Origin of the sequence: Microcystis sp. M083S1 (assembly GCF_020246405.1) — a bacterium.
In the GTDB taxonomy this organism is placed as follows: domain Bacteria; phylum Cyanobacteriota; class Cyanobacteriia; order Cyanobacteriales; family Microcystaceae; genus Microcystis; species Microcystis aeruginosa_C.
The window spans coordinates 1-15,286 of sequence record NZ_JADBTB010000228.1 but is presented as its reverse complement, the minus strand read 5'-3'; the positions used below and the strand labels follow the sequence as shown (position 1 = coordinate 15,286).

Sequence of the window (15,286 nt, the reverse complement as noted above, 5' to 3'; positions counted from 1 at the left end):
ATTTCCCTGACTCGGTGCATTGGTTTGGTTGGCTTTTCGGTGGTGATTAGTTCATCAGCTTGAATTTGCAGCGCAGCAGCAACATGAAGTGCATCCATCGCCGCTAAACCGTAAGTGCCAGCAATTTCATGACTCACTGCACCCTCCTCGACGTGCAGCAAGTTCTTGTTCTATCTCCTCTTCATTGAGCAGTTGCAATCCAGCTGCGATCGCCCGATGTCGGATTTCCCATAACTTTTTGCTTAATGGTGTTTGGGGAATAAATTTAGCTTCTGGTGTTGTTTGTGACTCAGATTTAAGTATTTGAACAAATTGCCAAACTTTTTGTTGCTTTTCCGGGGTCAATTCTCGCCATTGTTCAAGTAGTTCTTCTTCTTTATCCATAAATACCTCGCTCTTAAATTACGCATTCCTCGAATCGTTGGCTGTCCAAGACATATTTGTGGATTAACTTTCGGCTCTTGTAGTAGATATGTATGGGTAGTTCAGGTGTTTTAGGTGGGAATTGGTTCACCTGGCCGCAAACTAGACCATTTACCGGTTTCGCGCAAAAAGCTTTCACAACCCACCACATCCCACTCCATTTCGATATAATCTTCTTTGGTGCGAATGTTAACGTTAATAGAAGGGTTCTTCGCTTCAAAGTCCGGTGTCTCGGTGAGATGAGGTTCTTGATGTTGTGTTTCTACGGCATGATAGGTGAGACAGCGATCAACAAAATAGCAGTTAATACAAATACACATAGGTTTAACTCTATAAGTCTTTTCCGTTAATCTAGCTCAGTCTCTCCCCAAATGGGGCCGGTCAAAATTATATTTTTGTAAATTTATCTTCTCGATGTCTTGTCAAAAAAACCTAGATAGTTTAGTTAAAGAAGTTTTTGCGATTAATCAGCAAGAATTGCCAGAAAATGCTTATTTAGTCGGTGGTGCTGTGCGAGACGCTTTATTAAACCGTCAGAAAGACTATATTGACCTAGATTTTGTGGTTCCCGAAAAAGCGATCGAAATTGCTCAAACTATTGCCCATCAGTATAAGGCCGGTTTTGTGGTTTTAGATGCCGTTCGTCAAATTGCTCGCGTCGTTTTTCCCCAGGGGACTCTTGATTTCGCGCAACAGGAGGGAGAATCTCTAGAAATAGACCTAAAAAGACGGGATTTCACCGTTAATGCTCTCGCTTATAATCTCCACACCCAAGAAATTTTCGATCCTTTAGGGGGATTAAAAGATTTAGGCTGCCAATCCCTGCGGATGATTTCCCGCGAAAATCTTCAGGATGATCCCCTAAGATTATTAAGGGCCTATCGACAAGCGGCTCAATTGGACTTTGAGATCGAACCCCATACCCGTGCAACTATTCGTTCTCTTGCCCCTTTATTGCACCGTGTAGCCGCCGAAAGGGTACAATCCGAGTTGAATTACCTTTTGCTCAATTCCCGTGGCAATAAATGGCTAAAAAGTGCCTGGGAAGATGGCTTATTATCTCTCTGGTTGCGTCGGATTACCCCCGCAAAAATGGAGCGAGTTATGGGGGTGGAAGCGGCAGCGGGATTTTTAGAATCTTTGTTACCGGAAAACTTTATCTTTTCCCCTTCTCAGTTACAGTTGACAAAATTGGCCCTATTGGTATCGGATGTTTTAGCAGAAGCGGAAAAAGAGTTAATCGATCTCAAGTATTCCAGGGGGGAAATTCGCACGGTAATCACGGTGATTAAGTGTTTACCTCCTCTCAAGGAGGCAGATAATTTAAGTCTGCGGGAACAGTATTTTATTTATCTAAATACGGGAAAAGTATTTCCTGTCTTTGCTCTTTTTGCTTTATCAATGGGGATTAACAAAAATATCGTCGCTTCTCTGTTGACTTCCTATCTCGATCCCGATAATATTATCGCCCATCCCCGACCTTTATTAAGGGGCGATGATTTAATTAACCATTTACACCTGAAACCTAGTCCGATTATCGGTAAGTTATTAACCGAGGTACAAATTGCCCAAATTGAGGGCAAAGTGACAGTTTTTCAGGAGGCGATCGATTTTGCTAAAAAGTTATTATAAGTGGTTGGTTATAATTAAATTAAAAATGGATTTTAGGTTCGATCCCCCCTGCCCCCCTTGATAAGGGGGGTGCCGATAGGCGGGGGGATCTACCCTTGATAAGGGGGGTGCCGATCCCCCCTGCCCCCCTTGATAAGGGGGGTGTCGATCCCCCCTTAATCCCCCCTTAATAAGGGGGGTGCCGATCCCCCCTTAATCCCCCCTTAATAAGGGGGGTGTCGATCCCCCCTTAATCCCCCCTTGATAAGGGGGGTGTCGATCCCCCCTTAATCCCCCCTTGATAAGGGGGGCATCTGATAATTTTTAATGCCTACCTACTTAGCAATTGTTCACAGTTTGGAGAGTTTTGTCTGTTAATCAGAGTTTTAGATTCGGATTGAGTCTCAGGGTTTCGACTTATCCAAAACTCAGATTATCCAAAACTCAGATTTATTTAGTTTTAAGCTGTGAAGATTGGGGAGCGTTTTCTCCTTCTACGACTAAAGATTTCACATGAGAACCTTGAAACTTTTCCATATTGCTCACTCGCCACATGGCTAGGGGAAAAGTAATGGCAAATAAACCAAAAAGTCCCACTAATATCCAGACGATATCGTGCATTTTACGCGAGGAAAACTTTCTAACTTGAGCGTTCATTTTGTCACCTCCTAGGCTTTAAGTTAAAGGTAAATAGGGAAATAGTGGATGCCATGACATGGCCGTGGCGGCAATCATGAGGGCAAAAAACCAAAAGAGAATGGTCTTAGCTTTTATCTGGCGATCTTTCCAAAGATAATGCAGTATCGGCCAACTGATCAACCAGCCAATTAATAACATCGTTTCTTTGCCGGTATAACTGCCGATATTGCCCCACATTTTGCTAGGATTTTTACTGCCAGGTATCCAACTGCCCAAATTCCAAAGGAAAGTTTCTACGGTTTTTGAATGGTCTGCATCGGAAAAATGGTGAGCAACCATCATTAAAAAACAGCCAATACCAGCACTAATAATCGCCGCCGCTGCCGGGCCAGAAGTGGCGGGGGAACGTTTGGCACCTTCGGCTAAACCTTGGGGAAATTGTTTTAAAAAAGCCCAGATTTTTCCATACCAAGGACTATCGACGTAACGTTGAGTCATCAGATTTGTTCCTATTTTTTCAGAGTTCGTAAGTGTCTAAAACCGAAAAGTCCCACCGCTAAAAGTCCCCAACCGTATTACCAGCAGTAGGGAAATGACCGACGATTTGACTTTGGTTGCTAATGCTGGCCGCCCTCGTATCCGTACCATCGGGGCTAAGTTTACACCCCCTAGGACGGGAGCGGCGATAGATAACCCGAAAACCGTAGCTAAAACGAGCAAAAGTTGAATTTTGTTCACTTTTGAGGTAAAATAGCTAAATAATGGGTTAAAGGGCGTGAATTTTGGCAACACCGAGGCCGCTAACGAGTCCACCCATGGCAAAAAACATCATCGCCATCAGGGCAATGCAAGTGACCGTTAACACCGGTCGATTAGCTTTGTCTAGGATTGAGTCGCCGTATTTCCAGAGAATCCAAGTGCAGGCCACGCCTAGGGGTAGGGTAAAAAGGACGCTGAATTCGTGGTATTCCATGAGGACGTATTGACCGAGGGGCGAATTTTCCTTTAGCCATGCCCGCGCACCGCCAAACTCTAAACCGGCCCGATAGCGCATATAGGCTAAATTGCCAGTGGCGATCGCCAAAAAAGCGAGGACGGTGGACCAGAAGGTGAGGGTTCGCATTTGCTGCAAAATTTTGCCAGAACCTCTGAGCAGGGGAAAAGCGAGATGACCAGCGTAAACAATCACGACTAGGGCTAATAGGGAACCAAAACCGTGAATTGTGCCTAGCCATCGCTGCCACGGACTCGGATGCAGCAGGTTGACGAAGGGCAGAAATAAAAATAGGCCCGCCGAGAGGATTCCTAGCCCATAGACGCAAACGGTGGCTATATCTAGGGTTTTCGGAAAATCAATTTTTTCTGATTCTGTGGTATAAGATGACATCGGTTTCTCCTTAACGGTCTAGAGAAGCTAAATGGGATTATTTCTCATTTAGCCCGGAATCTTGTTAGAACAAGTCCAGAGAGCATATTTGTCCAACCATCAGAGTATTTTTGGACTGAAGTTGACAATAAATAGAGTCAAGACTTGAATTTCGCCAATTCAAGTCTGAATTGCATCCCTGTCTGCTCTACAGCGTTTCTCGGATATATGAGGTATGTTTTCGCAACTGAGAATTCTTACTTCGGCAAGGTTTAATTTACAATTCACCTTGACGAGAAACGCTACATCTTCATATAGTCCCTGATTCGGGGTGCGATAGTCAAGACATTTTCAAGGAAGATTGTTAATAAAGTTTACGGATATTTTTACCTAGTTCTTCGTTACTTGGTATGGTTCGATAGGGGGGCATAAATGGACTAAATCCTTATTAGATGAGCTTACCCTGAGAATCTGGCAAAGAAGGTTAGAAACTCAGTACATCAAAGCTTTTAGCTTAACTAATTAGGTTTTAGATTCGACCCTTGTTATCAGGGAGCAATGTTACTCGAAAAAACCGAGTTAAATCCCAAAATTAGGCGTTAAAATTGTCGAATCGAATTTTAAACAAAAACACGATGCTGTAGGGAAGGCATTTGTCGTCGCACTTGTTGCAGACGTTGGGGATTAATTTCGGCAATTGCCACTCCCGCTTCTTCCCCCGCATCGGCTAAAACCACACCCCAAGGATCGATAATCATAGCGTGACCGTGGGTGTAACGGCGTTCGTAATTATTGCCCGTTTGAGCAGGAGCTATTATATAACAAGTATTCTCGATCGCTCGCGCTTGTAACAAAACTTTCCAATGATCTTTCCCTGTAAAAGCTGTAAACGCCGCAGGTACAAATAAAACATCGGCTCCTTGCCGCGATAAATAGCGATAGAGTTCGGGAAAACGCACATCATAGCAAATCGAGAGGCCAATTTTGCCCAAGCTATCGGAGCCATAAATCGGCGGTAAATCGATTCCTGCCATGACTGTACTCGATTCCTGATAGGTGTTACCGTCCGGGACATTGACATCAAAGAGATGGACTTTTTGATAACGGGCTAATTCCGCACCGTTGGCATCAACTAAAATAGCGGTATTATAAGCCTTATCGGGAATACCCGTCACCGGCACGGGAAAACCACCCCCTAAAATAGTCACTTGAAACCGTTGGGCCATGGTGCGGAGGAATTTATCGGCTTTTCGGGCAATAGTCTCGGCCTGGGCGATTTTATCGCTTTCTGCCCCCATAAAAGCGAAATTTTCTGGTAAACCGATTAATTCCGCCCCTTTACCCACGGCAAGTTCGATCAACTCTTCAGCGGCAGCGAGATTTTTCTCTAAATCCGGCTGACTGGTCATTTGAATGGCGGCGGCGAGATAGGATTTCATGGGGGTTGAAGCTCTAGAGTCAGATAATCTCTGTAAAATTAATCATAACCTTCGATTATATCCAATTTCAGATATTTTGTCACCCCATGAGTAAAATTGTTTTCTGTGACTTTGATGGCACTATCACCGCCGTGGAGACTTTTGCGGGTATGCTCAAAGAATTCGCCCCCGATTTATCGGCCCAAATTATGCCCCAAATGTACGCCCGTACTCTCAGTCTGCGCCGGGGTGTCCGTCAACTGCTAGAGTCGATACCGAGCCAAAAGTACGCCGATATTATCGCCTATGCCGAAAGCAAGCCAATTCGTCCTGGATTAGCTGAATTTCTCGCTTTTTTACAGGAGCAATCCATCCCTTTTATTATTATCTCCGGTGGTATCCAAGGCATGATTGAAACGGTCTTAAAACGGGAGGGACTATTAGATAAGGTGACGGCAATTTATGGGGTCAATCTTCATACTCAAGGGGAATATCTGCAAGTTCACTCCGATTGGGAAAATGAGACAGAATTAGTGGCTAAAGCCTTGATTATGGCCAAATATTCAGGAGTAGAAACTATTGCGATCGGTGATTCTGTCACCGATATTACCATGGCTAGAAAGGCCGATCTAGTTTTTGCTAGGGATCGTTTAATCGATTATCTGCAAGCGGAAAATCACCCCTATATTCCTTGGGATAACTTTTTTGAGATTCGCGAATATCTGTTATTGAGAGATTAGGGATTGGCTGTTAATTAGGTAGGGGTTAAAAATTGTCAGATACCCTCCTTGGATTAAGGGGGGATCAAAGAGGGCGAATGCAATTCGCCCCTACAATAATATTATTGCGCCAATGGTAGGAGCGCACTGTGGTCAGTGAGTTTATCGAACTGCGTGCGCCCTGTAATATAGATATTTCGACCAAATTGAGATTTACTACCCTACTCTTAAGGGTAACAATAATTATAAATTTTTGTAAATTTGTGTTGGTTTACACTTGACAAAATCGGGGGGGGGGGGGGGGTAGAATCCCGTTGTTGCTCTGTCTTGTCATTGAGGAACTAGCTTAAAATTTAGTGATTGGCAATTTTGAAAAAACCAATTTTTCTCCCTTGCCAATGTCGCTTAATTTGAGATTTTCTCCTTTAAAGGGCAGTCAGAACATTTGTTTGTTTATTTGTTTTGAGGAAATTTTCCGAACATGAAAACTTTGACTACAATTAAAAAACTGTCAATGACTGCTGCGGGAGCTACCTTTGTAGCTCTAGGAGTCACCTTTGCCCATACAACTGCTGCCAATGCAGCCATTGTTGCTTTGGATGATAGCAATTCATGGGTTTCACCGGGGACGAACACGCTAACCAATTTAGGTTTTAACATGGTTACTGTTCCCGATCCTAGCTTAGCAGCGTTCACAAATGTTACAACTCTATCCTCGCCTTTAGGTAATTTAACTTTCACTCCAAGTGTAAATTACCGAAAGATTGGTAGTGGTTGGACAAGCTGGAGTCACGGCTACACGGGAGAGGTGTATTATTCCAACGGTGCAACATCGATTCAGATTGACCTGCCCGCTAGTATTGCCGCTTTTGACCTGTATGTGGAGCCAGAACCATTCAACATCTTCAATATTACTGTAACTGCTCAGAATGGCACTACGACAAGTCTGACACAACCTGTAGATGGTAATGCGGGAGCCAAGTACTTTGGCTTCTACGGCACAGGCGGAGATTTGATTGACAAAATCACAGTTTCCAGTAGCGTAGATTTTGCCGTAGGACAGCTTCGCTTGGCTAAGCCTGTTCCCGAACCTGCTTCAGTCTTAGGTTTACTCGCCATTGGTGTTCTTGGTGCGGGTGCAGCCTTGAAGCGCAAATTAAAATAAAAAACTGGTAAATCTAGCCTTAAATTGCCAGTGATCGCGCTCTATTGATAGAGGGCGATCGCTTTTTTTGGGTTATAATAGTAGAAGTGTGAATGACTAAAGTAAAATTGAAAGTCTATCTTGATACGAGTGTTCTCAACCGAATCTTTGACGATCAGACTCAAGCCAGAATCTATTTGGAGTCAATCTCGATGCAATTAATTTTCCTGCTGGTGGAGAATGAAGCAATAGAAATTGTCTCTTCTGATGCGCTAGTATATGAAACCCAGCGAAATCCTTACAGCGACCGCCGCACTTTTGTCGAGCTAGTCCTGCAACAAGCTAGGCACTTTCAACTGATTACGGAAGAGGTCTTAGCAAGATCGCAGCAAATCGAAACCTCTGCTAAAATTAAAGGAGTAGATGCTTTGCATATTGCTTGTGCCGAAGCTATAGAAGCAGACTACTTCATTACCTGCGACGATCGAATGATTAAAAAATACAGTGGCACTCTTGCTGTTAAAACTCCTGTGGAGTTTGTCGCCATTATTTTCAACGCTTGAATTGAGAAAAATTACTATGAAAGTTCCAACAGATTTGACGATTCCTGAGATTGAGGAAATTAGAAAAGAGGGAGTTAAAGCTCTTGTAGAGAGATTGGGAATTGCTAAAGCGGCTTTCTTTCTAAGAGAAACAGCATCCCAACCTCTAAATTATTTAGAAATTAAAGATCAGTTATTTGGCGAAATGACAGCGAAGGATATTTACGATCAAATTAAAGGCGGCTATCACTGAAATGATTGAGGAAATTCGTCAAAAAGTTAGACAAAACCAATTGGAATTTTCTCAACACGCTGTCAATCAAAGTATCCTGCGTCAGATCAGTGTTCAAGAATTACGGGAGGCGATGGAACAAAGCGAAATTATTGAAGATTATCCGGCTGATAAGTATGGTGCAAGCTGTTTACTTTTGGGATTTACTCTAATTAATAGAGCCTTACACATTCATTGTAGCTATCCCTCTCGCCCTTTGCTCAAAATTATTACCCTATATGAACCCGATCCAAATTTATGGATTGATTTTAAATCAAGGAGAACACCAGATGTCAACTAATTCTAGACAAGAAACCTTAATTGAACAAGAAGTTACCTATACCCTTGAAATCAATGGCAATTTTTTTATTATAGAAAATGTCCCCGCTAGAGTCTGTGTAGAAACGGGAGAGCGTTTTTTTGCACCAGAAACTGTCGAACGCTTGCAGGAAATTGTCTGGGAAAATAAGCGACCAAAACGGGTAATTGAAACACCAGTATTTGACTTTGCTAGTTAGTGTTTAATAGAAAACTGGCAAATCGAGCAACAATTGAAGTCTTAAATTAGGGGCGATTGCGCTATATTTGTAGATTGTGATCGCTTTTTTGTTTATAATAGTTAAAGACACGATAAATTGATTCAAGTCAAGCCTATGCCACTAACTCTTAATTTAACATCGGAAATCAAACAATATCTCAGCCAAAAAGCGAGGGAGAAAGGTCTTTCTCTAGAAGATTATGTCCTCAAGCTAAGTAGGTAGGCGTTAAAAATTATCAGACACCACCCTTATCAAGGGTAGGGTTGATTCATGAATCAACCCTACCTTATCAAGGGGAGCAGGGGGGATCGAACCTAAAATCCATTTTTAATTTAATTATAACGAGCTACTTACTTAAAGATACTATTTTATAACAAGAAAAACAGACCAAACTGGTTAATTTACTTCAATCTTGGATTGATGAAGAAGATGAACAGGAACAACAAGAAACAGGTGAATATTTAATCGAAGCACTCGATCAAGATCGTTTATCTGAGCGTCCTTTATTTCCGGCTCACTTAAAGGGAGTAACTTGGTGAATAGAGTAGTTTTATTAGATACGGGAATTATCGGTTTAATTACTAATCCTAAGCGAGCGCCTGAAAGTCTAGCTTGTAATTGTTGGCTACAAACGCTAATTAAAGCAGGTATTAGGGTTATTCTTCCAGAAATTGCTGATTATGAGGTGCGTCGAGAGTTGTTACGCGCTAACAAGATTAAAGGAATTAAACGACTGGATGAGTTAGCATGGGTTACGCTACCGCTAACCCATCCTACAAATAATTGTGCGTCCGTACTTATGACAAAATATTGATCGGGAGAAACTTTAACTCTTTTTTTGACTATCTCTGGTAATTAAATAATCATTGTTAAGTAGCTGGTTATAATTAAATTAAAAATGGATTTTAGGTTCGATCCCCCCTCAGTACTAGGGTTGATTCATAGTAGGGTTGATTCATGAATCAACCCTACCCTTAGTCCCCCCTTGATAAGGGTGGTGTCTGATAATTTTTAACGCCTACCTACTGATCTCCCATTAACCTGAAGAGTAATTATCTAAAATCCTTATTCATCCCCTAAATAAGCTTCAATCACTGCGCGATTCTCCCTGACTGTGGCTGGATCTCCCAAAGCGATTAACTTACCGAAATCTAACACGGCAATGCGATCGCATAATCCCATCACTAAAGGCACATGATGTTCGATTAACAGGACGGTTAAAGCTAAATTATCGCGAATTTGTCGAATTAGCTGACTTAATGACCCCTTTTCGCTGGGATTCATCCCGGCTGCCGGTTCATCGAGGAGTAATAACTGGGGTTGCAAAGCTAAAGCGCGGGCAATTTCCAAGCGTCTTTGATCACCATAGGCTAAATTACGGGCTTTTCGGTTGCTTTGGTCGGTTAATCCGACTAAATCTAATAATTCCCCCGCTCTTTTATAGGTTTTTTCCTCCTCCCTTCTCGAAACTGGTAAACCCAAAATTCCTGTCCAAAGATTGGCTCTATTGTGAATGTGACCAGCGATCGCTACATTTTCTAAAGCCGATAATTCGCCAAATAAGCGCAAATTCTGGAAAGTACGGGCAATTCCCGCCTGAGCGATCTGGTGAGGACGATAATTCGCCAGACTATCGCCTTGATAAATTAAATCACCACTGGATAGGGGAATTAAACCGGTGATCAGATTAAATAAAGTCGTTTTTCCCGCCCCATTGGGTCCAATTAAGCCAAAAATCTCGTTTTTTTGTACCTGAAAGGAAACCCCATCGACGGCGACTAATCCCCCAAATCGACGGGTGGCTCCCCGCACTTCTAATAAATTTGCTGGCATCCTTGTTAACAGATTAAATTAGTCGATTTTACTCGATCAAGACGGTTGGAAGTAAGCATTGCACCGACCAAAAAAAGATATTTCTCAGGAGATTTACCCCGAAAGAATCAGTTTTAAAGATTTATCGGGCAATTATTTGGGTCGGGAAACATTTTACACAATCCCGACCAGATAAGCAAAACGGCTCACCACTACTAGCGAATCATACCAAATCCGTTTTTAATAGTGTGATTAACTCCCAAGTTATGAATTGTTTCTCCCCGCTCCGCTCTCCCCACCTCCCCCCGCAACGCGCACGAAGTGGTCTTCCCTCTCCCTAATTCATAATTCATAATTCATAATTCATAATTCCCACTCCCCTATACCTTCTAAACAGGATTTAGTATCACTACCCATAACGAAAAACTGCCATAATTGCAGAAATGTCCTCATCTAGCCAAAAGGCGATCGCTATTGATGAAAAATGACGCTAAAATTATCGATCTCGTCATCCGGCTGTTTTTTCTGGGCCTGTTGTTATTTGCTGGTTTTACCCTGCTGCGTCCCTTCCTAACCATGATCCTCTGGGGAGCAATTCTAGCGATCGCTTGGTATCCGATCTTTCTCTGGTTAAAAAAGCTGCTCGCTGGCCGGGCGAAACTGGCCGCGGTTCTCCTCACCCTACTTTGTCTAGGGATTATTATCGGTCCGGTGAGTGGCATTGCAGCGGTTCTGGCGGGTAATCTGCGAACGCTGGCCGAATATATCGATACTGGTGCGGCGGTGATTCCCCCTCCCCCCGCCGATGTGGCCACCTGGCCGCTGATTGGCGAAAGGATTGCCGGTCTCTGGCAGCAGGCATCGGATAACACGGGTCAATTTCTTCAACGCTTCGAGCCACAATTAAAAGAACTGGGGAAAATCTCCCTTTCTCTGGCCACCAGTACCGGTCTGACGGTGCTGAAATTTATCGCCTCGATTCTGATTGCGGCGGCCCTCACCCTCTCGGCTAAAAATCTGACTCGCCCGATGAACCGGTTAGCGGAAAAGATTGCCCCGGGTAGAGGAATCGCGCTGGCCAGTCTTACCGCCTCCACCGTCCGCAATGTGAGCCGCGGTATTATTGGCGTTGCCATCATCCAGAGTCTTTTGATCGGCATCGGTTTAGTGACGGTGGGAACGCCTGCGGCCGGTTTATTAACTTTCCTCACCCTAATTTTGGGCATTCTCCAAATTGGCCCCGGTTTGATTGTCTTGGGGGCGCTCATTCACGCTTGGGTAACACTACCCCATTCCATCGCCCTATTATTTACCCTCTGGATGATTCCCGCCACCCTGGTGGATAATTTCCTCAAACCGATCTTAATGGGGCGCGGTCTGCCCATTCCTATGGTGGTGATTCTGTTGGGGGTGTTCGGGGGAGTGATCGCCTACGGGATTATCGGTTTATTCCTCGGACCGGTTCTGCTCGGTCTCTGCTACGAGTTAGTCAGAGCTTGGATTGCTGAGGATAGCCCCGAACCAGTGGCAAATAGCCATGATCAGCCAATCTAAGGGCGGATATGTCTAATTTTTACCTTGAAAAGGCTCACAGGTTTGGTAGTTGTCATCCCTGGCCACTACCTTATTTTTACCCGGAGTCGCTAGACTCAGTTTTGGGGCTTATGCAGAAACTCAACAAAATGCAGAAATATCTCCTAAAGAAATCATCTTTGGCCTGTAATCGCTAATCTTTGCTTCTCCTCTCATCCCTTAACCCCCCAAATGAGCATTGCCAAATTAATTATCTCGATCGTCGCTCGACTTTTGACCGGGGCAATTTTCTATCAACCGACAGGAGAGAAAATTATCGCCCTTACTATCGATGATCTACCCACTCCCAACGATCCGGAAGGAAAATCCACTGATCGCATTTTAGCAGCGATCGCCGCTCATAATCGAGAAAAAGCCAGCCCGGCAACTGCCGTCAAGGCGACTTTTTTTCTGATCACGGGACACCTACAACCGAACTCCACCTTGATTGAGAGCCTCATCGCCCAAGGTCACGAAATCGCTAATCACGGCACCCAAGATCTGCGTACCAGTCAACTGGCCGCCGACGCTTTTGCTAGTCAGTTTCGGGAAGCTAACGATATTTTAACTCGTCTTGCCGGTCTTGCACCGCGCTGGTATCGTCCCGGTCAAGCCTTCTATAATCAATCTATGCGCTCGTTTTTGGGGAAATTCCCCGGCTACGAGTCCCGATTTGCCCTCGCTTCCATGATCCCTTTAGATACCGGAAAAGCAACGAATCACCCTCAATTTACCACTTGGTATATCTCGCAATTTATTTTCCCCGGGGCGATTTTAGTGCTTCACGGTGGGTCTCCCGAAAGAGATGAAAACACGGCGATCGTGCTGAAGAATTTATTAGCGAAATTACACGATCGAGGTTATCAGGTGGTGACTCTCAGTCAATTAGTTGATCACAAACGTTGTTAGGTAACATTTTAAGAATAAGAAAAGATGATGGTAATCTGACAACATTTGGCGATAAGGGTTGCCAAGAGGTTTTCACTAATCTAGATAGACTTCGTTACCCTGAAAAATCCTGTATTTTTTAACAAGTCAGACTAAATCTTTCCAGGAGGAGTTGCAATTTTTTTCTTGGCATAAGTTGCTATTTGAGAGACGAAAATATAGAAGCAGCTGATTATTTACTAATCTACTTTTTTTAATTTTTAACGGGTTAGGACTGAGATATACTGAAATTGTTGCTTATAGATCACTACTATGGGACGTTTAGCGCTGATCAGCGTGACTGACAAAACCGGAATAGTTGACTTTGCCCGTCAGCTAACAGAAGAGTTTGATTTTGAAATTATTAGCAGTGGAGGAACCGCCAAAACGCTCCAATCGGCGGGAATTCCCGTGGTTAAAGTGGGAGAATACACAGGTTCTCCTGAAATCTTGGGCGGAAGGGTGAAAACTCTCCATCCTCGCATCCATGGCGGTATTTTGGCTAGACGGGATTGGGAGTCAGATTTAGCGGAAATGGAGGCTAATCAAATTCGTCCTTTTGATTTGGTGGTGGTTAATCTCTATCCCTTTGAACAGACGATCGCTAATCCTGAAGTTACCACCGCTCAGGCGATCGAACAAATCGATATCGGTGGTCCGGCGATGTTACGCGCCTCAGCTAAAAATTTCGCCCATTTGACTGTCATCAGTAACCCGAAGTATTACGAGCAGTATTTAAGCCAATTACGGCAAAATAACGGCGAAATTTCCCTGGAATTCCGTCAAAAAATGGCGGGGGAAACCTTCGCTTTAACCAATGCCTACGATGGTGCGATCGCTGCCTATTTCGCCAGCTTAAACGGGGAAACGACTCGCTTTCATTTGGCAGGAAATGCCCTACAAACCCTGCGTTACGGCGAAAATCCCCACCAAAGTGCCACTTGGTACGGCAGCGGGACAATGGCTCACGGTTGGGTAAAAGCGACCTTATTACAGGGAAAAGAACTAAGTTATAACAATTTAGTCGATTTAGAAGCAGCCCGCCGTTTAATCGCCGAATTCGGCGGTGAAGAACCAGCCGCCGCTATCTTGAAACACAATAATCCCTGTGGGGTGGCGATCGGTGGTAGCTTAGTGGAAGCTTATACTAAAGCTTTTCATGCCGATTCTACCTCGGCTTTTGGGGGTATTGTTGCCCTAAATCAAGCCATAGATGAAGCAACCGCTAAAGAATTAACGAAAACCTTCCTAGAATGCGTGGTTGCCCCCGATTGTAGCCCCGAAGCCCGGGATATACTCGCTAAAAAGTCAAAAGTGCGGATTTTATTGCTGCCGGATTTAAGCACGGGAGAAAAACAAACAGTAAAAGTTATCGCTGGCGGTTTTCTAGTACAAGCGGCCGATGACGTGGTAGAAACCCCGGAGGAGTGGCGCGTGGTGACAGAAAAACAACCCACTGCCGCACAATTAGCGGAATTACTGTTTGCTTGGAAAGTATCTAAGCACGTTAAATCTAATGCTATTGTGGTGACAAAAAATCAAACTACTTTAGGCGTTGGTGCAGGGCAAATGAATCGCGTTGGTTCGGCGAAAATTGCCCTTGAACAAGCAGGGGAAGCGGCCAAAGGTGGCTATTTGGCTAGTGATGGCTTTTTTCCCTTTGATGATTCTATTCGCACGGCGGCCAAGTTTGGTATCGAGGCAATTGTTCAACCAGGAGGTTCTTTAAAAGATCAGGATTCGATTAATGCCGCTAATGAGTTAGGTTTAATTATGGTCTTAACAGGCATTCGTCATTTCTTGCATTAATACCAAGTTAGGGTGTGTTGCTGCTTAAATTAACGCACCCCAACAAGTTATTAATTATCGGTTAATTTCCCGGCTCAATAGTCTTAAATTTGCCAAAAGCGCGAGGATGAACTGCTTTTTGGGAACAAAGAAAATAGCGTACAGGTTCGTAATGATTTTCAGCAGTAAAAGGAGAACAGAAATGATTTGCGAGTAAATCTTATCGCACACAGAAAGCATTTGCTCCTGAAAAAATACAAGCTTCGTTTTAGCCCTTAGGCATGACCCAAAATAGCACTTACAGGACTAGGATATAGAGGAAAAATTGTCAACAAGATATTAGACATCTCCAAAAATTTATAAGCCAGTCACACCAAGGAAGACAGGCAGATTAGACCAAGAGTCAAAATTAGCTCTAAAAACCGATTAATCAGGGTTTTAAGAGACAAAATCGAATTTTGACGGAAAACTATGGCTAATTATAACGTCAATTACTTCCCCTGATTGCTCCCATT

19 protein-coding genes and 2 pseudogenes are annotated in these 15,286 nt (G+C 43.7%); 14 read left to right on the top strand and 7 right to left on the bottom strand.

Annotation, left to right across the window (positions count from 1 at the left end; genetic code table 11):
• Positions 1-126 precede the first annotated feature (126 nt).
• Both IM450_RS20870 and IM450_RS20865 read right to left on the bottom strand, forming a co-directional pair.
• On the bottom strand, positions 127-384 hold the full coding sequence (locus IM450_RS20870; RefSeq protein ID WP_002793765.1) for a hypothetical protein: 258 nt from the start codon (positions 382-384) through the stop codon (positions 127-129).
• Between the two features lie 110 nt (positions 385-494).
• Entirely contained in the window at positions 495-743 is a 249-nt protein-coding gene (locus IM450_RS20865) for a Ycf34 family protein (protein ID WP_002803039.1), read from the bottom strand.
• Between the two features lie 94 nt (positions 744-837).
• Between IM450_RS20865 and IM450_RS20860 the strand changes: the two genes are divergently transcribed.
• Entirely contained in the window at positions 838-2,055 is a 1,218-nt protein-coding gene (locus IM450_RS20860) for a CCA tRNA nucleotidyltransferase (RefSeq protein WP_287669373.1), read from the top strand.
• A 429-nt stretch (positions 2,056-2,484) separates the two neighbouring features.
• Here IM450_RS20860 and IM450_RS20855 read toward each other — a convergent pair whose 3' ends face one another.
• Both IM450_RS20855 and IM450_RS20850 read right to left on the bottom strand, forming a co-directional pair.
• Complete coding sequence (locus tag IM450_RS20855; protein WP_016517055.1) at positions 2,485-2,691, bottom strand: hypothetical protein; 207 nt, start codon at positions 2,689-2,691, stop codon at positions 2,485-2,487.
• Positions 2,692-2,709: 18 nt separating this feature from the next.
• Positions 2,710-3,171 (bottom strand): hypothetical protein, encoded by a 462-nt coding sequence (locus IM450_RS20850; RefSeq protein ID WP_272103834.1) that lies wholly within the window; start codon positions 3,169-3,171, stop codon positions 2,710-2,712.
• A 94-nt stretch (positions 3,172-3,265) separates the two neighbouring features.
• Between IM450_RS20850 and IM450_RS20845 the strand changes: the two genes are divergently transcribed.
• Entirely contained in the window at positions 3,266-3,400 is a 135-nt protein-coding gene (locus tag IM450_RS20845) for a hypothetical protein (protein ID WP_256377584.1), read from the top strand.
• A 39-nt stretch (positions 3,401-3,439) separates the two neighbouring features.
• Here the strand turns inward: IM450_RS20845 and IM450_RS20840 are convergent, their stop codons facing one another.
• The gene (locus IM450_RS20840; protein WP_287669376.1) at positions 3,440-4,060 is read right to left on the bottom strand and encodes a hypothetical protein; all 621 of its coding nucleotides are present in this window, start codon (positions 4,058-4,060) and stop codon (positions 3,440-3,442) included.
• Positions 4,061-4,659: 599 nt separating this feature from the next.
• Positions 4,660-5,478: a carbon-nitrogen hydrolase family protein gene (locus tag IM450_RS20835; RefSeq protein WP_002803034.1), complete on the bottom strand. Its 819-nt coding sequence runs from the start codon at positions 5,476-5,478 to the stop codon at positions 4,660-4,662.
• 86 nt (positions 5,479-5,564) lie between these two features.
• Here IM450_RS20835 and IM450_RS20830 point away from each other — a divergent pair, with 86 nt between their 5' ends.
• From IM450_RS20830 to IM450_RS20800, 9 genes and pseudogenes are all read left to right on the top strand, one after another.
• Positions 5,565-6,197: an HAD-IB family phosphatase gene (locus tag IM450_RS20830; protein ID WP_287669379.1), complete on the top strand. Its 633-nt coding sequence runs from the start codon at positions 5,565-5,567 to the stop codon at positions 6,195-6,197.
• A gap of 460 nt (positions 6,198-6,657) precedes the next feature.
• A complete protein-coding gene (locus IM450_RS20825; RefSeq protein WP_287669382.1) occupies positions 6,658-7,341 on the top strand; it encodes a PEP-CTERM sorting domain-containing protein in 684 nt (227 codons plus the stop codon).
• A 92-nt stretch (positions 7,342-7,433) separates the two neighbouring features.
• Positions 7,434-7,883, top strand: a complete 450-nt coding sequence (locus IM450_RS20820) for a PIN domain-containing protein (RefSeq protein WP_002803031.1) — start codon at positions 7,434-7,436, stop codon at positions 7,881-7,883.
• A gap of 16 nt (positions 7,884-7,899) precedes the next feature.
• Complete coding sequence (locus IM450_RS20815) at positions 7,900-8,115, top strand: hypothetical protein (RefSeq protein ID WP_002803030.1); 216 nt, start codon at positions 7,900-7,902, stop codon at positions 8,113-8,115.
• Position 8,116: 1 nt separating this feature from the next.
• Complete coding sequence (locus IM450_RS20810; RefSeq protein ID WP_002755280.1) at positions 8,117-8,434, top strand: DUF4258 domain-containing protein; 318 nt, start codon at positions 8,117-8,119, stop codon at positions 8,432-8,434.
• Complete coding sequence (locus IM450_RS20805) at positions 8,373-8,651, top strand: YgiT-type zinc finger protein (RefSeq protein ID WP_002795314.1); 279 nt, start codon at positions 8,373-8,375, stop codon at positions 8,649-8,651. The genes IM450_RS20810 and IM450_RS20805 overlap by 62 nt, the downstream gene beginning before the upstream one ends.
• 135 nt (positions 8,652-8,786) lie before the next feature.
• Positions 8,787-9,025 (top strand): annotated as a pseudogene (locus IM450_RS22770) (hypothetical protein); the annotation flags it as partial.
• A gap of 3 nt (positions 9,026-9,028) precedes the next feature.
• Positions 9,029-9,211, top strand: a pseudogene (locus IM450_RS22625) (hypothetical protein); the annotation flags it as partial.
• On the top strand, positions 9,208-9,486 hold the full coding sequence (locus IM450_RS20800) for a hypothetical protein (protein WP_002803028.1): 279 nt from the start codon (positions 9,208-9,210) through the stop codon (positions 9,484-9,486). The pseudogene IM450_RS22625 and the gene IM450_RS20800, both read left to right, overlap by 4 nt.
• 251 nt (positions 9,487-9,737) lie before the next feature.
• Here the strand turns inward: IM450_RS20800 and IM450_RS20795 are convergent, their stop codons facing one another.
• Positions 9,738-10,505, bottom strand: coding sequence for an ABC transporter ATP-binding protein (locus tag IM450_RS20795; RefSeq protein ID WP_287669387.1), 768 nt, complete (start codon positions 10,503-10,505; stop codon positions 9,738-9,740).
• Positions 10,506-10,961: 456 nt separating this feature from the next.
• Between IM450_RS20795 and IM450_RS20790 the strand changes: the two genes are divergently transcribed.
• The 3 genes from IM450_RS20790 to purH all read left to right on the top strand — a co-directional run bounded on the left by IM450_RS20790 (position 10,962) and on the right by purH (position 14,792).
• Complete coding sequence (locus tag IM450_RS20790; protein WP_002803026.1) at positions 10,962-12,038, top strand: AI-2E family transporter; 1,077 nt, start codon at positions 10,962-10,964, stop codon at positions 12,036-12,038.
• Between the two features lie 210 nt (positions 12,039-12,248).
• Positions 12,249-12,965, top strand: a complete 717-nt coding sequence (locus tag IM450_RS20785; protein ID WP_287669390.1) for a polysaccharide deacetylase family protein — start codon at positions 12,249-12,251, stop codon at positions 12,963-12,965.
• Positions 12,966-13,256: 291 nt separating this feature from the next.
• Positions 13,257-14,792, top strand: a complete 1,536-nt coding sequence (gene purH, locus IM450_RS20780) for a bifunctional phosphoribosylaminoimidazolecarboxamide formyltransferase/IMP cyclohydrolase (protein WP_287669392.1) — start codon at positions 13,257-13,259, stop codon at positions 14,790-14,792.
• Positions 14,793-15,286 lie beyond the last annotated feature (494 nt).

What these genes read in the sequence shown, in the direction of transcription:
- IM450_RS20870 (WP_002793765.1), bottom strand. Translation starts at nt 384, where the DNA reads ATGGATAAAGAAGAAGAACTACTTGAACAATGGCGAGAATTGACCCCG.
- IM450_RS20865 (WP_002803039.1), bottom strand. Translation starts at nt 743, where the DNA reads ATGTGTATTTGTATTAACTGCTATTTTGTTGATCGCTGTCTCACCTAT.
- IM450_RS20860 (WP_287669373.1), top strand. Translation starts at nt 838, where the DNA reads ATGTCTTGTCAAAAAAACCTAGATAGTTTAGTTAAAGAAGTTTTTGCG.
- IM450_RS20855 (WP_016517055.1), bottom strand. Translation starts at nt 2,691, where the DNA reads ATGAACGCTCAAGTTAGAAAGTTTTCCTCGCGTAAAATGCACGATATC.
- IM450_RS20850 (WP_272103834.1), bottom strand. Translation starts at nt 3,171, where the DNA reads ATGACTCAACGTTACGTCGATAGTCCTTGGTATGGAAAAATCTGGGCT.
- IM450_RS20845 (WP_256377584.1), top strand. Translation starts at nt 3,266, where the DNA reads ATGACCGACGATTTGACTTTGGTTGCTAATGCTGGCCGCCCTCGTATC.
- IM450_RS20840 (WP_287669376.1), bottom strand. Translation starts at nt 4,060, where the DNA reads ATGTCATCTTATACCACAGAATCAGAAAAAATTGATTTTCCGAAAACC.
- IM450_RS20835 (WP_002803034.1), bottom strand. Translation starts at nt 5,478, where the DNA reads ATGAAATCCTATCTCGCCGCCGCCATTCAAATGACCAGTCAGCCGGAT.
- IM450_RS20830 (WP_287669379.1), top strand. Translation starts at nt 5,565, where the DNA reads ATGAGTAAAATTGTTTTCTGTGACTTTGATGGCACTATCACCGCCGTG.
- IM450_RS20825 (WP_287669382.1), top strand. Translation starts at nt 6,658, where the DNA reads ATGAAAACTTTGACTACAATTAAAAAACTGTCAATGACTGCTGCGGGA.
- IM450_RS20820 (WP_002803031.1), top strand. Translation starts at nt 7,434, where the DNA reads ATGACTAAAGTAAAATTGAAAGTCTATCTTGATACGAGTGTTCTCAAC.
- IM450_RS20815 (WP_002803030.1), top strand. Translation starts at nt 7,900, where the DNA reads ATGAAAGTTCCAACAGATTTGACGATTCCTGAGATTGAGGAAATTAGA.
- IM450_RS20810 (WP_002755280.1), top strand. Translation starts at nt 8,117, where the DNA reads ATGATTGAGGAAATTCGTCAAAAAGTTAGACAAAACCAATTGGAATTT.
- IM450_RS20805 (WP_002795314.1), top strand. Translation starts at nt 8,373, where the DNA reads ATGAACCCGATCCAAATTTATGGATTGATTTTAAATCAAGGAGAACAC.
- IM450_RS20795 (WP_287669387.1), bottom strand. Translation starts at nt 10,505, where the DNA reads ATGCCAGCAAATTTATTAGAAGTGCGGGGAGCCACCCGTCGATTTGGG.
- IM450_RS20790 (WP_002803026.1), top strand. Translation starts at nt 10,962, where the DNA reads ATGAAAAATGACGCTAAAATTATCGATCTCGTCATCCGGCTGTTTTTT.
- IM450_RS20785 (WP_287669390.1), top strand. Translation starts at nt 12,249, where the DNA reads ATGAGCATTGCCAAATTAATTATCTCGATCGTCGCTCGACTTTTGACC.
- purH (WP_287669392.1), top strand. Translation starts at nt 13,257, where the DNA reads ATGGGACGTTTAGCGCTGATCAGCGTGACTGACAAAACCGGAATAGTT.